The organism is Acinetobacter sp. YH12155 (assembly GCF_013418255.1).
In the GTDB taxonomy this organism is placed as follows: Bacteria; Pseudomonadota; Gammaproteobacteria; order Pseudomonadales; family Moraxellaceae; genus Acinetobacter; species Acinetobacter indicus.
In genome coordinates this window covers 52284-73661 of sequence record NZ_VPCK01000010.1, presented here as the reverse complement: position 1 = coordinate 73661, position 21378 = coordinate 52284, and the positions used below count along the sequence as shown (strand labels likewise).

Annotated in this window: 18 protein-coding genes and 3 pseudogenes; 15 read left to right on the top strand and 6 right to left on the bottom strand. The window is 42.5% G+C overall.

Annotated features, from left to right (window positions below; genetic code table 11):
• Window positions 1–30 precede the first annotated feature (30 nt).
• The gene (xseB, locus tag FTU86_RS08795; protein ID WP_005180690.1) at window positions 31–225 is read right to left on the bottom strand and encodes an exodeoxyribonuclease VII small subunit; all 195 of its coding nucleotides are present in this window, start codon (window positions 223–225) and stop codon (window positions 31–33) included.
• Entirely contained in the window at window positions 215–1480 is a 1266-nt protein-coding gene (gene xseA, locus FTU86_RS08790; RefSeq protein WP_016658934.1) for an exodeoxyribonuclease VII large subunit, read from the bottom strand. The genes xseB and xseA overlap by 11 nt, the downstream gene beginning before the upstream one ends.
• A gap of 333 nt (window positions 1481–1813) precedes the next feature.
• Here xseA and FTU86_RS08785 point away from each other — a divergent pair, with 333 nt between their 5' ends.
• Genes FTU86_RS08785 through FTU86_RS08775 form a run of 3 tightly spaced genes read left to right on the top strand, consistent with a single transcriptional unit; the run spans window position 1814 to window position 7978 of the window.
• On the top strand, window positions 1814–2488 hold the full coding sequence (locus FTU86_RS08785) for a hypothetical protein (RefSeq protein ID WP_160241755.1): 675 nt from the start codon (window positions 1814–1816) through the stop codon (window positions 2486–2488).
• Window positions 2488–4761: a hypothetical protein gene (locus tag FTU86_RS08780; RefSeq protein WP_160241756.1), complete on the top strand. Its 2274-nt coding sequence runs from the start codon at window positions 2488–2490 to the stop codon at window positions 4759–4761. Before FTU86_RS08785 ends, FTU86_RS08780 begins: the two co-directional genes overlap by 1 nt.
• Window positions 4745–7978, top strand: coding sequence for a site-specific integrase (locus FTU86_RS08775; protein ID WP_168383601.1), 3234 nt, complete (start codon window positions 4745–4747; stop codon window positions 7976–7978). Before FTU86_RS08780 ends, FTU86_RS08775 begins: the two co-directional genes overlap by 17 nt.
• 129 nt (window positions 7979–8107) lie before the next feature.
• Here the strand turns inward: FTU86_RS08775 and FTU86_RS08770 are convergent, their stop codons facing one another.
• The 3 genes and pseudogenes from FTU86_RS08770 to FTU86_RS08760 form a co-directional block, all read right to left on the bottom strand.
• Window positions 8108–8278 (bottom strand): hypothetical protein, encoded by a 171-nt coding sequence (locus FTU86_RS08770; protein WP_160241757.1) that lies wholly within the window; start codon window positions 8276–8278, stop codon window positions 8108–8110.
• Window positions 8279–8292: 14 nt separating this feature from the next.
• A pseudogene (locus tag FTU86_RS08765) lies at window positions 8293–8606 on the bottom strand (aconitase family protein); the annotation flags it as partial.
• 480 nt (window positions 8607–9086) lie between these two features.
• Window positions 9087–10316 (bottom strand): acetamidase/formamidase family protein, encoded by a 1230-nt coding sequence (locus tag FTU86_RS08760; protein WP_160241758.1) that lies wholly within the window; start codon window positions 10314–10316, stop codon window positions 9087–9089.
• A gap of 216 nt (window positions 10317–10532) precedes the next feature.
• On the opposite strand from FTU86_RS08760, the pseudogene FTU86_RS08755 reads away from it, so the two are divergent.
• The 3 genes and pseudogenes from FTU86_RS08755 to FTU86_RS13855 form a co-directional block, all read left to right on the top strand.
• A pseudogene (locus FTU86_RS08755) lies at window positions 10533–10706 on the top strand (DDE-type integrase/transposase/recombinase); the annotation flags it as partial.
• Window positions 10707–10772: 66 nt separating this feature from the next.
• Window positions 10773–11141, top strand: a complete 369-nt coding sequence (locus tag FTU86_RS08750) for an MbcA/ParS/Xre antitoxin family protein (protein ID WP_005233302.1) — start codon at window positions 10773–10775, stop codon at window positions 11139–11141.
• Between the two features lie 283 nt (window positions 11142–11424).
• Entirely contained in the window at window positions 11425–11685 is a 261-nt protein-coding gene (locus tag FTU86_RS13855) for a helix-turn-helix domain-containing protein (protein ID WP_004647603.1), read from the top strand.
• 4 nt (window positions 11686–11689) lie between these two features.
• Here the strand turns inward: FTU86_RS13855 and FTU86_RS13850 are convergent.
• Window positions 11690–12145: pseudogene (locus FTU86_RS13850) on the bottom strand (aconitase family protein); the annotation flags it as partial.
• Window positions 12146–12280: 135 nt separating this feature from the next.
• Here FTU86_RS13850 and FTU86_RS08740 point away from each other — a divergent pair.
• The 9 genes from FTU86_RS08740 to FTU86_RS08700 all read left to right on the top strand — a co-directional run bounded on the left by FTU86_RS08740 (window position 12281) and on the right by FTU86_RS08700 (window position 21337).
• The gene (locus FTU86_RS08740) at window positions 12281–12517 is read left to right on the top strand and encodes a VF530 family DNA-binding protein (RefSeq protein ID WP_002058193.1); all 237 of its coding nucleotides are present in this window, start codon (window positions 12281–12283) and stop codon (window positions 12515–12517) included.
• Window positions 12518–13182: 665 nt separating this feature from the next.
• Window positions 13183–14298, top strand: a complete 1116-nt coding sequence (gene ribBA, locus FTU86_RS08735; RefSeq protein WP_016658863.1) for a bifunctional 3,4-dihydroxy-2-butanone-4-phosphate synthase/GTP cyclohydrolase II — start codon at window positions 13183–13185, stop codon at window positions 14296–14298.
• 19 nt (window positions 14299–14317) lie between these two features.
• The gene (gene ribE, locus FTU86_RS08730; RefSeq protein ID WP_005181338.1) at window positions 14318–14788 is read left to right on the top strand and encodes a 6,7-dimethyl-8-ribityllumazine synthase; all 471 of its coding nucleotides are present in this window, start codon (window positions 14318–14320) and stop codon (window positions 14786–14788) included.
• A 4-nt stretch (window positions 14789–14792) separates the two neighbouring features.
• Entirely contained in the window at window positions 14793–15242 is a 450-nt protein-coding gene (gene nusB, locus FTU86_RS08725; protein WP_005181335.1) for a transcription antitermination factor NusB, read from the top strand.
• A 16-nt stretch (window positions 15243–15258) separates the two neighbouring features.
• On the top strand, window positions 15259–16176 hold the full coding sequence (gene thiL / locus FTU86_RS08720) for a thiamine-phosphate kinase (RefSeq protein ID WP_005181332.1): 918 nt from the start codon (window positions 15259–15261) through the stop codon (window positions 16174–16176).
• A 22-nt stretch (window positions 16177–16198) separates the two neighbouring features.
• Entirely contained in the window at window positions 16199–16675 is a 477-nt protein-coding gene (locus FTU86_RS08715; protein ID WP_168395641.1) for a phosphatidylglycerophosphatase A, read from the top strand.
• Between the two features lie 18 nt (window positions 16676–16693).
• Window positions 16694–18058, top strand: coding sequence for a bifunctional UDP-N-acetylglucosamine diphosphorylase/glucosamine-1-phosphate N-acetyltransferase GlmU (glmU, locus tag FTU86_RS08710; RefSeq protein WP_180048482.1), 1365 nt, complete (start codon window positions 16694–16696; stop codon window positions 18056–18058).
• Between the two features lie 12 nt (window positions 18059–18070).
• A complete protein-coding gene (glmS, locus tag FTU86_RS08705) occupies window positions 18071–19909 on the top strand; it encodes a glutamine--fructose-6-phosphate transaminase (isomerizing) (protein ID WP_075167635.1) in 1839 nt (612 codons plus the stop codon).
• A gap of 57 nt (window positions 19910–19966) precedes the next feature.
• On the top strand, window positions 19967–21337 hold the full coding sequence (locus tag FTU86_RS08700; protein WP_180048481.1) for a phosphomannomutase CpsG: 1371 nt from the start codon (window positions 19967–19969) through the stop codon (window positions 21335–21337).
• The last annotated feature ends 41 nt before the right edge of the window (window positions 21338–21378 follow it).

Below are 21378 nucleotides of genomic sequence, written 5' to 3'. Positions count from 1 at the left end.
AAGCGTTTTTATGGTCCTTAGGCTTTTTTTCTATTCCTTAAAGGTGTCATTGAGCGCCTGCTGAACCGCCTCAATCCTTGATTTGCAGGCTTTGTAGGCGGTCATGGATTCTTCAACGATCGCCATCAGGTTATCAATATCCGGTTCTTCCTGCGATTCCAGCAGTTCGGCATTCTTCTTCAGAATCTCGTAGCCCTGTTTGAAACTGAGTTCTTCATTGTTCATGTGTATTTACCTGTGTCACGGTGGCATCAATCATGCCATCCTGGAGTTCGATCTGGAGTTGCTGGCCAGTGATTTGTTGCACTGAGCGGATGGCTTTGCCCTGACTGCGGACAATCGCATAGCCTTTAGCCATCACGTTTCGTGGGTTCTGTAGCAAGGTTTCCCGCATCAGGGATTCGGTCTGCTGTACAGCCTGCCGCAGCTGTTGCTGGGCAAAATACTGGGTATCGCTTTTCAGCAGATCAACGCTACGCTGCGCATCATTGAGCTGGCTTTGTGCCAGGGTTTGGATGGTTTTCAGATACTGGTCATTCTGGCTTTGATAGGCGGTCAGCTGATGCTGGGACAGCAGTTTGATGGTTTGCAGCGCAGTACTGGCTTCATTGACCCGTTCGACAATCAGGTTACGGATCCCGGCGATGACTTTACTTGGGGTATCAAAGGAGCGATGCGCGATTTCATCCAGAATGGTGCGGTCTTTCTCGTGGCCAATGCCCACCCAGATCGGCACTGTTCTTTTACACAACAGTGCAGCCAGATCATAGTCGTTCAGGTACGCCAGATCATTCACTGCTCCACCCCCACGGATGATCACAATTAGGTCGGGAGCGGTCTGGTAATCTTGAGCCCACTGCCTGAGTGCACTGGCCAGAGCCTGCATGATGCTGGTTGGGGCAGTATTGCCCTGGAAGGTGGCTGAATGATAAACGAAGTGGCAGACACCCGCCTGAGCCAGGGCATCGGCATCTTTTTTAAAGTCTCCCAGCCCGGCGGCATTTTCCGGGGCGATGACCAGTACGTTCTGCAAATCAAAAGGTGCCGGTAGCTGTTTGTTGTTATTGAGCAGGCCTTCCTGGGTCAGGCGCTGCAGGATCTGCTGATAGCGTTTGGCAATGTCACCTAAGGTGAAGCTGGAGTCGATATCTTCAATATTGACGGAGAAACCATATTGCGGATCAAATTTGGCTTTGACCTTGATCAGGACATTCAAGTCTCTGGACAGTTCAATGCCGCTTTCCCGTTCAAACCTTAACACGATTTTTTGTGCGGTGAATTTCCACAGGGTGCCTTTACAGCTGGCAATCACTTTATGGCTGTCTTCATCTTTCTCTGCCAGTTCCAGATAGTAATGCCCGCCTTTGATGCTGAGATTACGGATCTCGGCTTTGACCCATACCGCTTCATCGAAAGTCAGCTGGATGACTTCCTGTACGGTGGTCAGGTATTCACTGAGACTGAGTTGGGTTTCTGACATGAAAGAAAATACGGAATGCGGTCATTTGATCCTACAAAATAACAGCTTTCATTGGCTTTGTTGCATAAATATGTAAGCATCTGATTTAAATAAATTTAATTTTGGATCAAAAACAATCAAAACTTTTAAAATCATATGGTTATGAAATCTTTGTGCAACAAAGCCACTCACAAATATAGCTAACTAATAGTGAGTATCTAATCGAGGAGGAAAATTTGAAACTTTCAATAATAAATAAACTTTAAAAACAAGGAAAAAATGATACCTCCTGCCATATTCAAAAACTCTAAATATACGTGAATATTGCTGTATTATTTTTATTCAATAGCACACATGGATCTGACATCTGAACTACTTTTGAAGTTTCCAGCAACACAGATAAGTACTCTAAAAAATTTCAAAAAAAGCAGAATCACCATTCATCCACAAGCGTATGGTTTCAACTTATGCTACTTAAATATGTTTAAAAATCTCACTGCAGATTTAGATATTTCTAATCGCATAAAAGAACTCCATGTGTGGAAAACTTCAGAATTTGATGGCTACTCCATTTTCAATAATATTCACTTATATCTTAGCTATTTAAAGCAAGATATTAATGAAGTCACTTTAATTATTCACAATCAACAATCTTTTTCAGATGATGAGTTAGCATTTCTGATGGAGTTATGCAGTCGTGAATTTATTCAATTCATCAAATCTACAAAATTTGACATTAAGACTTTGAACCCACGAAAAACATTGCACTTGATTAATACACATCTTTCACGTCAAACACTATTAACTCTTAACAAAGGATCATCTTTAAAACCACATCATCAAATGAGTCTGGAACTGCTAGCACAACTACTTGCATGTTCTCGAAATCAACTGAATCAGCGGATTAAAAATATTAATCAACAGCGCACACATATTTTTAATGAATTATCACTCAACAGCAGATGTGTAAAAGAACTCATTGATCACTCTGATAGTTGCCTAAGTACAGAAAAAATTTGGAGATCATAGTGTGGAACGATCTAAACGAGCATATTGATTTGCCAGTTATTTCACTGCAAAAAACACTAGAAAAACTGTTTGGTGATGAGCAATTTGAACGTACGCAACATATCAACTTTGTAGTTAAACTATTGTCTTCTCAACAGACTGACAATTTTTTGGTTGGTCTTAATCTCGATTACTTTGATATCGATGTAGAGTTTGATTCACAGCTGCCGACACCTCTGGTAATCGCTTTCACGAAAAAGGTTAAGATTAGTGATTTACCCATTACGTCATACATCAATTCAATTGCGCAATTATCTGAGTCAAAAACTCATGCGCAACATTGGAATATTCTAGTTTTAAAAGCGGCAATTTATTTAATTGCTCTTCCTGAGCTTAAACCAGAGCTTTTTAAACAAGCACACACAGAACACTTCAATACCGTAAAGCGCTTATTCCAGCGCTTTAGGACTGCAAATAAAAATTTAGATACTGAAAAAAAATATCAAAATACAGAAGAGTATCAACGTCTCTGGAGTACCTATCTTCAAGATCCAACACAGAGCTTAGAACAATTTATTCAACATCTGATCACATTAGATACGGATGAATTGCCGGAGTTTGATCGCAATCTACTCAATGATATTCGCATTACTTTTAACTACGTTTTAAAAAACAAAGCGAAGATTGCACGTGCAAGTATCGATACACAACTTCAACATCAGTTTCTTGATGAAGAACAATTCATTGAAGAAAGTATCGAAATCAAAAAAGGGGCTAAATCTAAAGCACTGAATATAGAAACCTTAATTGATGAGCCGATTAATCGGCAAATTGTTGTCAATCCAACTGACGTCACACCACTCGCAGCACATTCAGAAACGAGTCAAAGCTATGTTCTACCGCTTGTTGCAAAACATATTCAACGCAAAGAACATTTACTCACGTCGAGTAGTTTTTTTCCGAATCCATCTAGCGTGAACCATCTACTGAAAAGACTTCATGTGGACTACTCTGAACATCAAAATAAAAGTGCTTTGATTCTAATGCTCGCATTTTTGACCGGTAATAGTGTGAATGAGTGGCTATATATACAAAGCAAGCGAGCTAAAAACTTAAATAACCGCCAAAAAATGATCAATAAAAATGATCAATTCTTCTTAAACAGTAAATTTAATGTATTTGAAAACCGAGATTTTGAGTATTCAGACAGCTTGCTTAATCAGACGATCTATTTAGACATTCCAATCCCGAATCTATTCATTGAGGATCTCCGCAAAATGGATTCGGTTAGTTTCGATGATATACAGCAATATTTACGCAAATTAAGACAAGAATTATTGATTCCAAAACTGTCTGTCGTAAAGGTGAGTTCTCTACTGCATCATACGGTTCTTGCAAAAACAGGGAATAAACAACTCGCAGATTTAATCACAGGGATTGATGCCAATCAGTCATCATCTATTTCTTATTGTCATCAGAATATTCCACGATTACATGCACAATATGTTGATATTCTAAAATCACTTTGTGCAGATATAGCAAGCACATATGAAAGTTGTGTACCTTCGCCCCCTGATTCAATAATTCATTTTGGTAGTCGTAAAGCTCCAAAACCACAGATCATTACAGAGATTTTTGCTGTATTGAAGTTTAATATTTTTTCACAAGCTGAAGACGATCTGATTGCTATATACAACCACTACAACATCTGGATGTGGCATATCCTGCTTCTTTTTACAGCAGCACGCCCCGTTGCTGAATTCCCTGGATTTCTTAAAAGCTTTAATTTAAAACGCCAAATTTTGATGGTTTCTGACAAAGAAGCAGGCGGTCGCAATGGATTCGGACGTTTAATCCCACTTTGTTCATTTTTAGTTGAAGAGATAAAAAAATTCCTTAAATTTTTAGAATATTTTTCGATTCAAATCATGATGAGTCATCCAGCTTTAAGTGATGCTATACAACAAATAGAAGCAAGTAAGCTGCCCCTTTTGGGAATCATCCAAGATGATGAGTGGAAACCACTAAGTCATTCTACAGTCAAAAATTTCCATCCTGAATTAGGACTTGCTCATGAAAATTGGCATCGCCACACAGCTCGTGCATTTTTGACTCATAAATTTTCTGAACCTGAAATTTTAGCTCTATTTGGGCATGAGCTCATGCAACAAGAAGCAGCACATCCATTTTCCAGTTTATCGCTCTCACAATTTTCTAAAATTGCAGATGTTTTAGAGCAAATGAAAACATATTTTAAAATTACAGGTGTTGAAGATCATGTCATCACGCAATAAAAAAATCTCAGAAAAACGCTATGCTGAAGACAGACGTCAATTCAAACGAGATGAGCCTAAAAAGGACATACGAGCTAATGCAGAACAAGAGCTCCGACAATACTTTGATGAACAAAAATTCTCAAATGAAGACTTAATTCAAGCTTATCCTGCAATTTATGAGTTTATTAAACATAAAGCACCGAATCTTGCCTGGAAAAAATATGCTCATGAATTCTTCCGAACATATATCAAAGACCTCAATAAAAGTAATAACCTAGACCTCCCACTACCTTATCTTACCTTTGAGATGAAACGCGATGAACCAATTTTCACCCTAGATTGGATCCAAGCCGGTCATGAAATTGACATCATCCTCGAAAAACTGTGGGATTACTGGATTCTTGCTCAAGATAGTTCCGCTTTTTCTGATGATGAAATTATTGGGAATATTCTGCTTTGCTCAATGTTATACGGTGGATTAAATCAAACAGCTTCATTAAATGCTTTGCTCGAACATTTAAAAAACCCTGAAAAAATCCAAAAAATTTGCGATTTTAATATCATCTTTTTAGAGCCACTTTCTCGAAGCTATGGCGATCTATTTGTTGATGAAAAAACAATACGAAAATCACGTAATTTTGTTCCAGATCAACTCACACGACTCTGGCTCATTCACTTCAATACAAGACAAATTCGTGACATCAGTCTAGACGTGAATGCGTATCTGCACCTCATTTTTCAAAAAATAAAACATCCATACACCAAAAAGACTTTTAAGTTTTTACGTGACTACGCCAATTTTAATTGGCTACAACTGCAGAATGCAGATGTTGATCCTGCCCTTTCACAATGTTTGTTAGAAAACACACTCACGTGTGGTTTATCAGAACATGAGTTTGAAAACTTTGCATTCCCAAAATTTAAAACTCAATTAAGTGATGAAATCGAACGAAATGTCTCTTCTACAGCCAAAGTCCTACCAGATCTCAATACGTCTGAAGCAGTAGAGAATGTGATATTTATTCATAAAAACTTGCTGAAAATAATTCGCACATCATCAACGGACCAACCTATTGCTGAACTCATTATTGATTTTTGCCTGCGTCACCAAGAGCAGTTTAATGAGTTTTCTAAACGTATTATTTTGTGGCTCATCAGTCTCTATCTACCAAGTTCAGAGCAAATAAAAAAATTATCAGCCACCTTTGATTTTGATACAACTCAGTACACGAAGGTATTTCAAGATAATCAAAAACTCGCAGATAGTTCAATCTATACATATTACACCCGGATCGCAGAACCGTTTTTAACTCATGCCTTACAATACTTCGATGCCGACGATGACATTAATGATCTGCTGAACAAAATCTATCAACAAATCATTAGCAATACACGACTTGCTGATGAAGCAGATCGACCTGAGTTTAAAAAATCTAAAGACCAAACAATCCGGATGTTGAAACGCTTTCACACCTTTCAACAAATTGTTTTTCAAGCAGAAGATTTCGAACTTGAATTTATTGCATCGCAAAGTAGACCTCGTGCACGCATCATTGGTCATACAGCCTTCCAGGTCATATTAAAGAAGTTAAATCAGCTCTTACATGACCAATCCATCTCAGACCATCACTATAAATTATTAAAAATTATTTATATTTTGGCTTACCGTACTGGTATGCGTATTAACGAAATACTCGGGTTACGTGTAAAAGATATCGAGGGTTTAAATCAATTTTCTATCTGGGTTCAACCTTATGGTTCAAAAAAACAAGGGAATCAACATCTGCTCAAAACGGATAGTGCGGAACGGATTGTGCCTGCATACGCTTTGCTAAAAGATGATGAGTACCAATTCTTTAGCGATTTTGTTGTTGAAAAACGCTTAGAAAATAAGAAAAGTTTATATTTATTCAGCAACTTGAATGAAAATAAAAAACTGAATAAACACACTGTCACCGTACCCCTAAAACTGATATTAAATCAGATCTTTAAAGGGCATCATTACTCCTTTCACTCTTTTCGTCACACTGCAGCGAATCATTTATCGCTTTTACTGAACTGTGAATATGCACCACTAGTGCAAAAGCTAACTGACTATAGCGAAAACGAATATCAAAAAATTCGAGCTGAGCTACTTCAAAATCAACATGGACAAAACCATTGGTTTGTTATTGCACATCTCTTAGGACATATAGAGCCAGTTGAAACATTCAAAAGCTATATTCATTTAAGTTATCTCATAGCTGGTCAAAAACTACTAAAACATCATCCAGATATGCCTAATGAATTGGCTAAAAAAATTATGGGCCACAATGCAACGTTTAAAAATTTGAAAATAACAAATGATGAAAAAGACTTTAATTTTGAAAAAAACCAGGCCGTTCTAGCAACTATATTATTGAACGATCAAACAAAATGGCTTCAAAGTAATGCTACTGATATTTTAGATGAACTGTCATTACAAATAGATCAATCCCATGATTTTTTTGCTTTCTTTGTTGGAACAGAAGATTCTAAAATTTCACTTCAACGCTTCTATGAAACGCTCAATATATTGGAGACCACTAACGATCCTAAAAGTGCAGCTCAACGTATGTGCTTACCAGAAGAACTCGTCAATTATTGGTATGAAAATGCCCTAAATTTAGCAAACATTAAATCAAAAAAAGGGAATCCGCGTTTATTTAGTATTGATAGCTCAACCCACTTAAAACCAGCAATGCTTGATAGCGCTGAAGAGCTTCATGCAGTGACTTATTTTTTTGAACATCTACAGAAAATAGCTCGTAAAAATCCAATACAAATTGCATACGTCCTGAATGTATTTTTAAATCGAGTGACCGCATCACATACCGGTATCCATTATCGCTGGAAGAATATCGATCAACTCGAACATTTTTACTCCCAAGTTAAGGCTTTATTTCCTGCCAAATTTTGGCACTTACTTGGACAAGATTTGCAAACAAAGTTAGATGCTAAACAACAGCCTCAACTTTTCAAATTAGCAAAAGCATCAACAGATAAACATCCATCGACTCTAGAAGAGTTTCCTCGTCTACAACTCTACTCAGTAAAAGATGGTCATGCTCTTGCTGCATTTAAATTTTGCTTACATCTAGCATGTATTGGTCGCCCACTACCTATTCAGCTTAATGGATTAGATTACATGTCACCTGATACCGTACATAAGCCTACAACTGTATTCCACCAAGAGGAACTTATTGAAACTGATTAAATCGCCGACTGGACTGCTCCAAGTATCCTAGACACGAGACAGCCTCATTTTGAAGCTGCCTCAAATGCTTCTGGGCTCATTCCTTACCTGACCAGCATTGTGGTAGGTATCGGGCTTTCATCATTTAATTTAGGAAGTGAGCAAATTACGCAGGACATAGTGCAAGATCCCACAGACCTTAAAGTATTCCACCTCATTCAAGGTATCAATACGACACAACACTTGAAAACGGTTAAATGTACCATCGATATGTTGTACTTCTACATCCAGTATTTGATGCGGATGAATATCATCTGACAAACCTAGAATTGAAAGGAGGTAATCGCTGAAATCACCACATCACCATGCTGCAACGGATATTTTTTACCCTCAATCATACAAAAAACATTTTCATGTGACAGGTTGGCGTGTTTTGCTTCAACAGCCGCACCTCCCCTCCTTCATTTTCCAGACGCTCTTTTTCTTCTTTGACCGGTTTCAAGATCAGATCCATCAAAGCATCAAAGGTATTCGGCACTTGCGACAATAGCACACGATCCTGCGGACGTTTCGGACCTGCCAGACTGGCTTCTACCGTCGACATATCTAAAGCCAGCGTATCTGTAAAGACGGGTTCATCCCTCGGATTGCACTAGGCAGCTAAATGCAGGGCTGCGAGGAAATTTTGCTAGAGAGTTGCCAACAATTCAGATCTGGCTGCCAATTCCGTAAGGAGATTAAGGTAAATTGAACCGCGTATTTTAACTGTATTTTCAGAGTGATTTCAGATCACTACGTAGCAAGGGCTTTTACAGATCGAAATGATAAAGTCATAAATTGCTTTTCAAAAAAAAAGAAACTAATATGTTTCTTACAGGACCTAAAAGCAATAAATTTATCTACAATGAATAAGTCTTTACTTCAGCAAGGCTTTGTTTCATAAATATGTAAGCAACTGATTTAAATAAATTTAATTTTGGATTAAAAAATAATCAAAACTTTTAAAATCATATAGTTATGAAATCTTCGTGCAACAAAGCCCTTTCAAAGCATTACAAAAGAAAAAGCCAACTAACAATGTCTAAATTAGTTGGCAAAAGCACAAACCTATTTTTTTTCTAAGTTTTATTTATTTTTCTTCTTTCTTAAACTCCTTAAAATCTGCTTTACGAATCATCGCGTGAATTCCTTTGGTTTTATCGACCACTTGAGACACCTCAAAATCCGTTGCAGCACTTAAGTACGCATACGCAATTTCTTCTGAAATCCCGTATTCATCTACAAGAAAACGTACTGCTTCACGAGTCGACTTACGCATCGCTTCATCAAGGTCTTCATCTAAACCCGGCGTAATCCAAAATTCATCATTTTCACCCAAAGGCTGCTTTAATGACTTACCTGGTATTTTGTCACTCCCCGCTTTTAATACCGTAATTTTAAAGGTCGCACGTGCAGAACCTTCAAGTGCGGTCAATGCAACCTCACCATCACCTTGAACAAAATGACTATCACCCGTATAGAACAACGCACCCGGTACTTGAACTGGATAGTAAGCCGTTGCACCTGCGGTTAAATCATTAATATCAATGTTACCGCCATAGAACGATGGTGGCACAGAATGCACAGGGGCGCTCGTATTTGGTGCAACGCCCATCGTGCCCATAAATGGATTCAATGGGAAACGAATTGCTTTGCCTGACTCGGTTTTTAAAACGCCTTCCCAAATACCCTCTTTATTCTTTTCAATTGGAGTAAAGATGGAAACATTGCCATAGGCTTCTGGGTTTGCAGGCGATGCATGATCATGCTTTTGACGCTTAGGAAACTCAGGCAATGTGCCTTTACCATGACGGTTTGAAATCACACCATAGGGCACACGTGGCTCAACTTTTAAAATCTCGACTTTTAAAATATCACCTGGCATTGCATCTTTGACATAGACAGGTCCGGTAATAATATGTGGACCATCTTTATGGAAATCGTGCTCTAACTTAGAACCTGTAATCAGTTTCGCTTCAGGCAAAATATGCTGAGGTTTCACACCTTTAGAAGTGAAATACTTTTCAGCATCACGCCCTTGGTCTTCAAGCAAGCCTTCATGCGAAACTGTATCAAAGGTAATAGTGCTGCCTGATGGAATGGTCAACACAGGTTTGGCATCTTTGTTAGGTAAATAGCCCCAAGTGATTGTATTCAAGGTGCTTGGAACATAATAATTCCCTTTATATTCCCCACTTTTGAGTAAGGTTGGTTGACTTTCAAGCTGTTTTAAAATTTTAAAATCTTCAGTTGCCGCATGTGCAGAAATAAAAGAAAAGCTTGATGCAACAACAAGAGACAAAGCTAAAGGTTTTAACATATGTTCAAATTCCATGAAAAATTAATGCAAGCTAACTTCATGCAATCCCAATGCCAATCTAGTACATACCCCACCATAAATATTCAAAATTTAATCATTTGATCGATCTCCACTTGGCTTTGTTGCACAAAGATTTCATAACTATATGATTTTAAAAATTTTGATTTTTTTGATCCAAAATTAAATTTATGTAAATCAGATGCTTACATATTTATGCAACAAAGCCATGATTTAGTGAAACGTAATTTTAATGCTGATCATCCTGACCAACTGTGGGTGAGTGACTTTACGTATATTCAAACTCATTCAGGCTGGGTCTATACCGCCTTTATTATTGATGTGTTCTCACGAGCAATTGTTGGATGGAAAGTATCTACACGGATGAATACGTCTGAGAAACGATAATCAAATAGTATAAACTCTAGGTATCAGCAACGTCTGAAACTGAGATCAGTCATGCATAAAACGTCAGAAAAAATTGCAAAACAAAAAAAGGTATTAACTAAAGCTGTTTTATCATCTGCAAAACAACTTGGTTTAACACTGGACCAGCTTGCTATCGTTATCAATTTAGATTCAGTGGAAACTTTAAATTCGCTTCAGTTAGATCCCGATTCAAGTCAAGGAGAACTCGCAATTATTTTAATTCGTATTGCGATATCACTAGATGCTCTAACAGGTGGAGAGGCTAAATGGATGCAGCATTTTATGAAGTCACCAAATAAGCTAACCAAAGGCATTCCGATAAAACAGATTCAGACTACTCAGGGATTAGCTACTGTATTAAACGTAGTCGAAGGACTTCGGCTTCAGGGTAAATATTAAGAATATATAAAGCTTCATTACACAGAAAATTAAAAGTCATAATTTTGTCTAATAATTCAAATTCAAGGTATAAGAAGTTTCTCTTCTCAAGAGGTATACAACTGCCTCATTATTGAGAACTACCATACATATATGGATTCTATTAACCTAATTTGAGGCTAAATTGAATCTTATAAGTTCAATTTAGCTATTCAAGAATCATTATAAAAGTTTGCTATATAGCGAATATTAACCATAATTAGTTAAAAGTTTGCTATATGGCTAACAAATTTCGGGAGAAAAAATGGCTACACGAGGTGAAATAGGTAAAGAAATACGTTTGGCAAGAAAAGGGTTAGGCTATACACAGAAAAGCCTTGCAGAAAAAACTCAAGTCAATAAAACAACAATTTCAGAGATGGAAAATGGCCATTTTACAGGTTCATTTGATATATTTGAACGTGTGCTTGATGGTGTTGGTTTACAATTCGAAGTGAATAAAAAAAAGCATAAATTGCCGCAGTGGGATGAAATTGAAGAAATATTTTCAGAATATGATGAATAAATTGTGAATCGGTACCGAATAAGGTATCAGAAAAGGCAAAGCCCTGCCCATCGACCTCATTGCTCCAGACCACTTGTGCCAGATATTCCAGATTGACCTGATGGCAAATTCCGGTTCTTGGCGGCACCACGCGAAACTGATTGAGCGCCGCCTGCCTCCAACGTAGAAGCTGGTAGCGCTCGCCATTGCGTTGCATCTCAATGGCGACATTCTACTCAAAAGCTTGCGAGCTAGCAAAGTAATCGACCATCACCGAGTGATCGATGACTAAATCCACTGGTGACAACGGATTAATTTTTTCCGGATCACCACCGGCTTTGGCCATTGCTGCACGCATTGCAGCAAGATCAACCACTGCAGGAACACCGGTAAAATTCTGCATCAGGATCCGTGCCGGATGATACTGGATTTCCTGTTCTGAAGTTCGACCGTTAAGCCACCCTGCCAAGGCATGAATATGATGCATCACCCGATGGCTGGGTGTGCTCCAGAATTTTGGTGGCTATTCAGTCCATCATTACTTACATTCCAACTCTCTAGTTTTCCAACTAGCCCAGGTTATAATAATGGCCACCCAAAATACGATTGATCTATTATGAACACCTCCAATGACCCTTTACACGGCAAAAAACTTGCTGACATTTTGGATGAATTATTGGATTACTACGGTGGCTTTGAAGGTTTAAGTCGTAAAATTGAAATTAGATGTTTTTGCATAGACCCAAGTGTTAAATCATCATTGCGATTCTTGCGTACCACACCATGGGCACGTGAAAAAGTAGAAAGCTTATATTTGTACGTCTTACGCCAAAAGGCAAAACAGAAACCGTAGCCCCAGGCAACACCCCTCTCATTATAAAATTATACCAGTCAGTAAAACACCTTTAGATTAAGCATGTGTATGTTGGTTATTATTGTTGACTATCACAATAAATTAGTGACCAAAAATCAAAGTACCCCACCCTACCTTAAATTACACCACACAAAATAAAAACTCTATATAACTGTTATATATAGAGTTTATTAAAATACTAATTATGTTATTTAGTGTATTTTATGTCGGTAACTCTTGCCAAGGTTGGGGTCGCGAGTTCGAGTCTCGTTTCCCGCTCCAAATTCAAAAAGCCCTGATCGAAAGATTGGGGCTTTTTTATTGCCTATTCTAAAATTTTTGAACCTCACCCCAAGCCTGTTCGCCATTCCTGTTTTATCTGGCTGATTTAAATCGTAGTCTAAATGTATAAAAGCGTTTTTAAAAAAATTCCTGGTTTTTGCGGCTTGCTGTTTATATTTTTTTACAGATCAATTGCTTAAATATTCTGCACAATTCAAGCTTTTTCCAGACACCGGCCCTTTTCAAGCCAGCAGCCACTGTGTATAACAATGAAGCAGACCGGGAAACGGATAAGCATAGGCAAAACCTACGAAAAAGCGTTAGACTATGCCACAATTAATGTCATGAAAATGTCCGTTGAGACAAAAAGAAGGTGAAGGTTGATGCCGCTCAATACAGTTGAAGAGCTCGTAGCAGATATCCGTGCAGGAAAAATGGTTATCCTGATGGATGATGAAGATCGTGAAAATGAAGGCGATTTAGTCATGGCTGCCACGCATGTTCGCCCGGAAGACATCAACTTTATGATCACCCATGCCCGCGGTCTGGTCTGCCTGACCCTAAGCCGTGAGCGTTGCCAGCAGTTAAACCTGCCACTCATGGTCGATGCCAACGGCGCCCAGCATGGCACCAACTTTACCCTGTCGATTGAAGCCGCAGAAGGCATCACCACCGGAATTTCCGCGGCTGAACGTGCGCATACCATTCGTACTGCGGTTGCTGCTCATGCCAAACCGGCCGATATTGTCCAGCCGGGTCATATTTTCCCGCTGATGGCACAACCAGGTGGTGTGCTGCACCGCGCCGGACATACTGAAGCCGGCTGTGACCTGTCCCGTTTAGCCGGTCTAGAACCTGCTTCGGTGATTTGTGAAATTATTAAAGAAGATGGCACCATGGCGCGCCGTGCCGACCTAGAAGTGTTTGCAGAAAAACACGGTCTGAAAATGGGCACCATCGCCGACCTGATCCATTACCGCATGACCAATGAACAAACCGTTGAGCGTCTAGATCAGCAAAGCATTGATACCGAATATGGCAGCTTTGACCTGTATCGTTACCGTGAACTGGGTAACCCGGATATTCATCTGGCGCTGGTCAAAGGTGAGCCAAAAGATGGCGTGACCACCGTTCGCGTGCATGGTTTTAACCCAACCCGTGACCTGCTAAAACTGAACAAGCAGGATGGTGAACCGGCCTGGAATCTGGACCGTGCCTTAAAAGAAATTGCCAATAGTGATCGTGGCGTATTGGTCTGGATTGGCCAGCGTCATCTGCAGGATTTAGGTCCGGCACTGGACAGCTTAAATGCACCGAAGAAAAGTAAATCCAATGCGGCGCTGTCTCAGCAGTATCAGACCATTGGGGTAGGTGCACAGATTTTACGTGATTTAGGTGTTGAAAAAATGAAGCTGCTCAGCTCGCCATTACGTTTCAATGCCTTGTCCGGCTTTAACTTGGAAGTGGTGGAATACGTCACCGCACAACAAACAACTTAAGAAATCATTGAGGTTTGCTATGGCAGTTCGCCGTATTGAAGGTATGTTACATCTCGCGAGCGAAGGCCGTTACGCGATTTTAGTTGGTCGTTTTAATAGCTTTGTGGTGGAACATTTGCTGGAAGGTGCCATCGACACATTGAAACGTCATGGTGTATCAGAGGATAATATCACTGTTGTTCATGCACCAGGGGCGTGGGAACTTCCGGTTGTTGCGAAAAAACTGGCAGCATCTGATCGTTTCGATGCCATTATTGCACTAGGCGCGGTGATTCGTGGTAGCACGCCTCACTTCGACTTTGTTGCAGGCGAATGTGCCAAAGGTTTAGGCGTGGTTGGCCTGGACACTGGCTTACCGGTCATTAACGGTGTATTGACTACGGATAGTATCGAACAAGCGATTGAACGCTCGGGTACAAAAGCAGGTAATAAAGGTAGCGAAGCTGCTTTAACTGCAATTGAAATGGTTAACTTGTTAAAGGCTATTTAACGCTATGTCGCAAACACTTCAAGCAACTTATGCAGCAAAACGTAAAGCACGTCGTTTTGCTGTACAAGGAATTTATGAATGGCAGATGAGCCACAATCCGGTGCACGAGATTGAAGCACGCACGCGTGTCGAAAATGCCATGCACAAAGTGGATCTCGGCTATTATCATGAATTGTTGACTCAAGTGGTTGCCAATCATGAAGCATTGGATGCGCTCTTAATCCCTGTGCTTGACCGCGAAATTGATGCCCTTGACGGCGTTGAACTCGCAACCCTTCGTCTGGGCGCCTATGAATTGAAAGAACATCTGGAAATTCCATATCGCGTGGTTTTAGACGAAGCCATTGAGCTGGCAAAACATTTTGGCGGTGCAGACAGCCATAAATACATTAACGGTGTTCTTGACCGTTTGGCCAGCTCATTACGTGCAGCAGAAAAACAGCAATCTAAATAATTGACAGATTGATGCGATGGCTGAGTTTTCCATTATTGACACCTATTTCAATCGGCAGCACGGCAGTTCTGTCGACTTAGGTGTTGGTGATGACTCAGCCGTGCTGACTCCTCCCCCACAGCAACAGCTGGTGATTTGCGCCGACACGCTGGTTGCTGGACGACACTTCCCACTAGAGACTGATCCACATGCCATTGGCTGGAAATCTGTTGCAGTCAATCTCTCCGATATTGCTGCCATGGGTGCCACGCCGCACAGTATTCTACTGGCCTTGAGCCTACCCCAAATTGATCACGACTGGCTGAAAGCCTTTAGCCAAGGTCTGTATGATTGCTGCGATCAATTTGGGGTGCGCTTAATTGGTGGAGATACCACCCAAAGTCCGCATTTAACCTTATCCGTGACCGCCTTGGGCTGGATAGATACCGGTCAGGCGATTACCCGCGCCGGTGCCCAGCCGGGCGACTATATCTGTGTCAGCGGCACCGTCGGTGATGCCGCCTTTGGCCTGAAGCATCCAGGTCATGCACTGCAGCAGCGTCTGGATTATCCAACCCCGCGCTGCGAACTGGGCCAGCAACTCAAAGGTCTGGCCTCGAGCATGATTGATGTTTCAGATGGTCTGGCCCAAGACTTGGGACATATTCTTAAAGCCTCAAAGGTTGGCGCCACCCTAGATCTGGATCTGTTACCGCTTAGCGATACTCTGCGTCATTTACCTGACACACAGCGCTGGCAATATGCGCTGGCTGGCGGCGATGACTATGAACTGTGCTTTAGCATCAGCCCGCAGCATTTTGAACAACTTTTACAACAACCGCTGAATGTCCGCGTTACCAAGATTGGACAAATTCATGCAGCACCCGAACTTCATTTTGTGCAGAATGGCGTAGATCATTCGCTCCAATTCCAGGGATACCAACACTTTGCCTAAACCTGCCATTCATTTTAAAGCGATGAGCTGGCCCGACCGCCTGGTTGTCTTTTGTGGGGTCGGGTTTGGATCAGGCCTGTTACCCAAAGCCCCCGGCACCTTCGGCTCGGCCTTTGCGCTGCTGTTTATTCCGCTGTGGCTGTGGCTTGGTTTTGCCTATTCGGTTGTGGTGATTTTGCTGATGTCACTGGTCGGGATTTATATCTGCGGGCAAACCGCGCGGGTGATGGGCGTCCATGATGATGGCCGTATTGTCTGGGATGAATTTGCCGGACAGTCGATTACCTTTTTACCGCTGATCTATTTTGGCCAGATGAATACGCTATGGGTCATTGCAGGCTTTGCCCTGTTCCGGCTGTTTGATGTCTGGAAACCCTGGCCCATCCGGGTGATTGACCGTCAGGTCGATGGCGGCTTTGGCATTATGCTGGATGATCTGATTGCCGGACTCTGGGCAGCAATCTGTATTTTAATTTATCTTTATTTTATTTTGGTTTAGCAATAACTAGGATTATACATGTCTACCACCGTGATTATTCTTGCCGCAGGGAAAGGAACGCGTATGCGCTCCAGCCTTCCGAAAGTGCTTCAACCCCTTGCAGGACGCCCACTTCTGGGTCACGTGATTGAAACGGCACAACAATTACAAGCAGATAATATTATTACCATTTATGGCCATGGCGGCGAACAGGTACAACAGGCCTTTGCCCATGAAACGGTTCAATGGGTGGAACAGGCCGAGCAGCTCGGGACCGGACATGCGGTCCAAATGGCGCTGCCGGTACTGGGTCAGGATGGTGTTTCAATTATTCTATCCGGTGATGTGCCGTGCATTAGCCAGGCCACCTTAGAGCAACTGGTCGAGGCCAGTCAGGCTACCGGTATTGGTCTGGTCACGCTGACCCTACCAGATGCGACCGGTTACGGCCGTATTGTACGTGACAATGGCCAGATTCAGGCCATTGTTGAACACAAAGATGCTTCTGAGGCACAGCGCCAGATTCAGGAAATCAATACCGGCATTTACTGCGTCAGCAATGCCAAACTGCATCAATGGTTACCAAAGCTGTCCAATAACAATGCACAGGGCGAATACTACCTGACCGATATTGTGGCCATGGCCATTGCCGATGGCATGCAGGTGGCTTCGCTGCAGCCGGAACGTGCCTTTGAAGTCGAAGGTGTCAATGACCGGATGCAACTGGCCGCCTTGGAACGTGAATTTCAAAGCTTCCAGGCCAAACAGTTAATGCAGCAAGGTGTACATCTGATTGATCCAAGTCGCTTCGACTTACGTGGTTCACTCAAAGTAGGTCAAGACGTACGTATCGACATCAATGTGATTATTGAAGGTGAAGTCGAACTCGGTGATCGCGTTGAAATTGGCGCAGGCTGTGTGATTAAAAACAGCAAAATTGCGGCCGGTACCAAAGTTCAGCCGTATAGCGTCTTTGAAAATGCTGTTGTCGGTGAAGATGTACAGATTGGTCCATTTGCCCGCTTGCGTCCGGGTGCAGTGCTGGCCAATGAGGTGCATATTGGCAACTTTGTTGAAGTCAAAAACACCCAAATTGGTGTCGGCTCCAAAGCCAATCACTTTACCTATTTAGGTGATGCAGAAGTCGGCGCCGGTTCCAATATTGGCGCAGGCACCATTACCTGTAACTATGACGGCGCCAATAAATTCAAAACCATCATTGGCGATGCGGCTTTCATTGGCTCAAACAGCTCGCTGGTGGCACCAGTAACCATTGGCAACGGCGCAACGGTGGGTGCCGGCTCGGTAATTACCCGTGATGTGGCTGACCATAGCCTGGCCTTTGAACGCTCAAAACAGTTGAGTAAAGATAATTATCAACGTCCCCAAAAACTGAAAAAATAAGAGGAAAAGATTATGTGTGGTATCGTCGGTGGCGTTGCAGAACGTAATATTAGCAATATCCTGATTGAAGGCTTAAAGCGTCTGGAATACCGTGGCTATGATTCCGCCGGTCTGGCGCTAATCAATGGCGGTCATGTATTACGTGAACGTCGTGTCGGGAAAGTAGCCAATCTGGAACAGGCAGTTATTGAAGCCGAATTAACCGGTTCTTTAGGGATCGCACACACACGCTGGGCGACCCATGGCAAGCCAACTGAAAATAATGCCCATCCGCATATTTCAGGCAATGTGGCAGTGGTGCATAACGGGATTATTGAAAACTTCCAGGAACTCAAAGATGATCTGGAAGCGCTTGGCTATGTATTTACCTCGCAAACCGATACCGAAGTGGTTGCACATCTGGTCAATGATGCCCTGAAATCCACCCCAAGTTTACTGGAAGCGGTGAAACAGGTGGTGCCGCAGCTCAAAGGCGCCTATGCACTCGGTATTATCCATACCGACCACCCGGATGAGCTGATTACCGTTCGTGAAGGTTCACCACTGGTAATTGGCGTCGGGATTGGCGAGAACTTTATCAGCTCGGATCAGCTGGCCTTGTTGCCAATCACCAATCGCTTTATTTATCTGGAAGAAGGTGATATTGCCCGTTTAACCCGTGAAACCATCGAAGTTTTTGTTGATGGTCAGCTGGTGAACCGTCCGGTGAAAGAGCTGGATGCGACGGTCAGCAATGCTTCAAAAGGTGAATACAAGCACTACATGCTCAAAGAAATTTATGAGCAGCCAGAAGCGATTCAGCAAACCATTTCTCAGGCCTTAAATGGCAATGCGCTGCGTGAAGACTTTCTGGCCCAGGCCGAGCAGGACTTCGCCAGCATCCAGCAAGTGCAGATTATTGCCTGCGGTACCAGCTACCATGCTGGCATGATTGCCAAGTACTGGTTTGAACAGCTGATTGATGTGCCGTGTCAGGTCGAAATTGCCAGCGAATACCGCTATCGTACGCCGGTGATTGTTAACAATACCCTGTACATCTGTATTTCCCAGTCAGGTGAAACGGCCGATACCTTGGCTGCACTGCGCGATACCCAAAAACGTGCTGCGGCCAAAGCGCTGAACATTTGCACCATGGCAATTTGTAACGTAGCCACCTCGTCAATGGTGCGCGAAACCCATCACAGCCTGTTAACCCTAGCTGGTCCGGAAATTGGCGTGGCATCAACCAAAGCCTTTACCACGCAGCTGGCTGCGCTGATGCTGCTGATTCTGAAGATTGGTCAGGTCAAACAGAGCATTGCAGACAAGACCGTTACCGAGATTATCGCGGAATTATGGCATACGCCAAAAGTGATTCTGGATACCCTGCAACATAACCCGGCGATTCTGCACTTATCCGAACTGTTTGTGGAAAAGAACCACTGCCTGTTCCTCGGCCGTGGCACCCAGTTCCCGATTGCGCTTGAAGGTGCCCTGAAGCTGAAGGAAATTTCCTATATTCATGCCGAAGGTTATGCCGCCGGTGAGCTGAAACATGGTCCGCTAGCCCTGGTCGATAATGAAATGCCGGTGGTGATTCTGGCACCAAAAGATGACATGCTGGATAAACTGAAATCCAATATGGAAGAAGTACAGGCCCGTGGTGGCGAGCTGTTTGTCTTTGCCGATGAGCACAGCGGCATTAAAACCAAAGAGCGTCAGCATGTGGTACATATTCCATCAATCAGTGCGGTGCTGGCACCAATTGTCTACAGCATTCCGGTCCAGCTGCTGTCCTATCATGTTGCGGTACTGCGCGGTACCGATGTGGATCAGCCACGTAACCTGGCCAAATCGGTGACGGTAGAATAAGCAAAACAGAAAAAGGCTGGTTCACCGGCCTTTTTTCTTCTGCATGGAGAACAAATAATGACCCAACTGACTTGCTTTAAAGCTTACGATATTCGCGGCAAACTGGGCAGCGAACTGAATGAAGAGATTGCCTATAAAATTGGCCGTGCCTATGGCCAGATTTACCAGCCAAAAACTGTGGCGATTGGCTGCGATATCCGTTTAAGCAGTGAAGACTTAAAACAGGCGACCATCAAAGGCCTGAATGATGCAGGTGTAAATGTGCTTGATCTGGGTATGACTGGCACCGAAGAAGTCTATTTTGCCGCTTTCCATCTGGATGTCCAAGGCGGGATTGAAATCACTGCCAGTCACAACCCGATGGACTATAACGGCATGAAACTGGTGCGCGAGAATGCCCGTCCAATCAGTGCCGATACTGGCTTAAAAGAAATTCAGGCCTTAGCAGAAGCTGGTACATTTACCGAAGTTACAGCCAAAGGAACCACACAGTCCTACAATATTTTGCCGGAATTTGTAGATCATCTGATGACCTATATTGATCCGGCCAAGATTCGCCCAATGAAGCTGGTGGTGAATGCCGGCAATGGTGCTGCAGGTCATGTCATTGATGCAATTGAAGATAAATTCAAGGCCCTGAATGTTCCGGTGGAGTTTGTCAAAATTCACCATGAAGCCGATGGCACTTTCCCGAATGGGATTCCGAACCCGATTCTGGTAGAAAACCGCGACAGCACCCGCGAGGCGGTACTGGCGCATGGCGCAGATCTGGGCATTGCCTGGGATGGCGACTTTGACCGCTGCTTCCTGTTTGATGAAAAAGGCCAGTTTATTGAAGGTTATTACATCGTCGGTCTGTTAGCACAGGCTTTCTTGTTGAAACAGTCCGGTGAAAAAATTGTGCATGATCCGCGTCTGGTCTGGAACACCTTTGATGTGGTGGAGCAGTATCAGGGGGAAGCGATTCAGTCCAAATCTGGGCATGCCTTTATTAAAGATGTGATGCGTGAGCACAATGCAGTGTATGGTGGGGAGATGAGTGCCCACCACTATTTCCGTGACTTTGCCTATTGTGATAGCGGCATGATTCCATGGTTACTGGCGATTGCGGTACTGTCTGAAACCGGTCAATCTTTATCGAGTCTGGTTGAAGAGATGATTGCCAAGTTCCCATGCTCAGGTGAAATTAATTTTAAAGTGGCAGATACCCAGGCCACCATTCAAAAGATCTTTGAGCACTATGCCGATCAGAACCCGGCCATTGACCAGACCGATGGCGTAAGTCTGGATTTCGGTGCCTGGCGTTTTAATGTACGTGCTTCCAATACCGAACCGTTATTGCGTTTGAATATTGAAAGCCGCCGTGACCAGCAACCCAAACCAATGCAGGATTATGTCGATGAATTGACCCGTTTGATTCAGGCTTAACACAAAAAATGGAGCTCAACGCTCCATTTTTTATTGTACTG

Excerpts from the sequence above, each read along its gene's own strand:
- xseB (WP_005180690.1), bottom strand. The coding sequence starts at position 225 with ATGAACAATGAAGAACTCAGTTTCAAACAGGGCTACGAGATTCTGAAG.
- xseA (WP_016658934.1), bottom strand. The coding sequence starts at position 1,480 with ATGTCAGAAACCCAACTCAGTCTCAGTGAATACCTGACCACCGTACAG.
- FTU86_RS08785 (WP_160241755.1), top strand. The coding sequence starts at position 1,814 with ATGGATCTGACATCTGAACTACTTTTGAAGTTTCCAGCAACACAGATA.
- FTU86_RS08775 (WP_168383601.1), top strand. The coding sequence starts at position 4,745 with ATGTCATCACGCAATAAAAAAATCTCAGAAAAACGCTATGCTGAAGAC.
- FTU86_RS08760 (WP_160241758.1), bottom strand. The coding sequence starts at position 10,316 with ATGTTAAAACCTTTAGCTTTGTCTCTTGTTGTTGCATCAAGCTTTTCT.
- FTU86_RS08750 (WP_005233302.1), top strand. The coding sequence starts at position 10,773 with ATGCATAAAACGTCAGAAAAAATTGCAAAACAAAAAAAGGTATTAACT.
- FTU86_RS13855 (WP_004647603.1), top strand. The coding sequence starts at position 11,425 with ATGGCTACACGAGGTGAAATAGGTAAAGAAATACGTTTGGCAAGAAAA.
- FTU86_RS08740 (WP_002058193.1), top strand. The coding sequence starts at position 12,281 with ATGAACACCTCCAATGACCCTTTACACGGCAAAAAACTTGCTGACATT.
- ribBA (WP_016658863.1), top strand. The coding sequence starts at position 13,183 with ATGCCGCTCAATACAGTTGAAGAGCTCGTAGCAGATATCCGTGCAGGA.
- ribE (WP_005181338.1), top strand. The coding sequence starts at position 14,318 with ATGGCAGTTCGCCGTATTGAAGGTATGTTACATCTCGCGAGCGAAGGC.
- nusB (WP_005181335.1), top strand. The coding sequence starts at position 14,793 with ATGTCGCAAACACTTCAAGCAACTTATGCAGCAAAACGTAAAGCACGT.
- thiL (WP_005181332.1), top strand. The coding sequence starts at position 15,259 with ATGGCTGAGTTTTCCATTATTGACACCTATTTCAATCGGCAGCACGGC.
- FTU86_RS08715 (WP_168395641.1), top strand. The coding sequence starts at position 16,199 with ATGAGCTGGCCCGACCGCCTGGTTGTCTTTTGTGGGGTCGGGTTTGGA.
- glmU (WP_180048482.1), top strand. The coding sequence starts at position 16,694 with ATGTCTACCACCGTGATTATTCTTGCCGCAGGGAAAGGAACGCGTATG.
- glmS (WP_075167635.1), top strand. The coding sequence starts at position 18,071 with ATGTGTGGTATCGTCGGTGGCGTTGCAGAACGTAATATTAGCAATATC.
- FTU86_RS08700 (WP_180048481.1), top strand. The coding sequence starts at position 19,967 with ATGACCCAACTGACTTGCTTTAAAGCTTACGATATTCGCGGCAAACTG.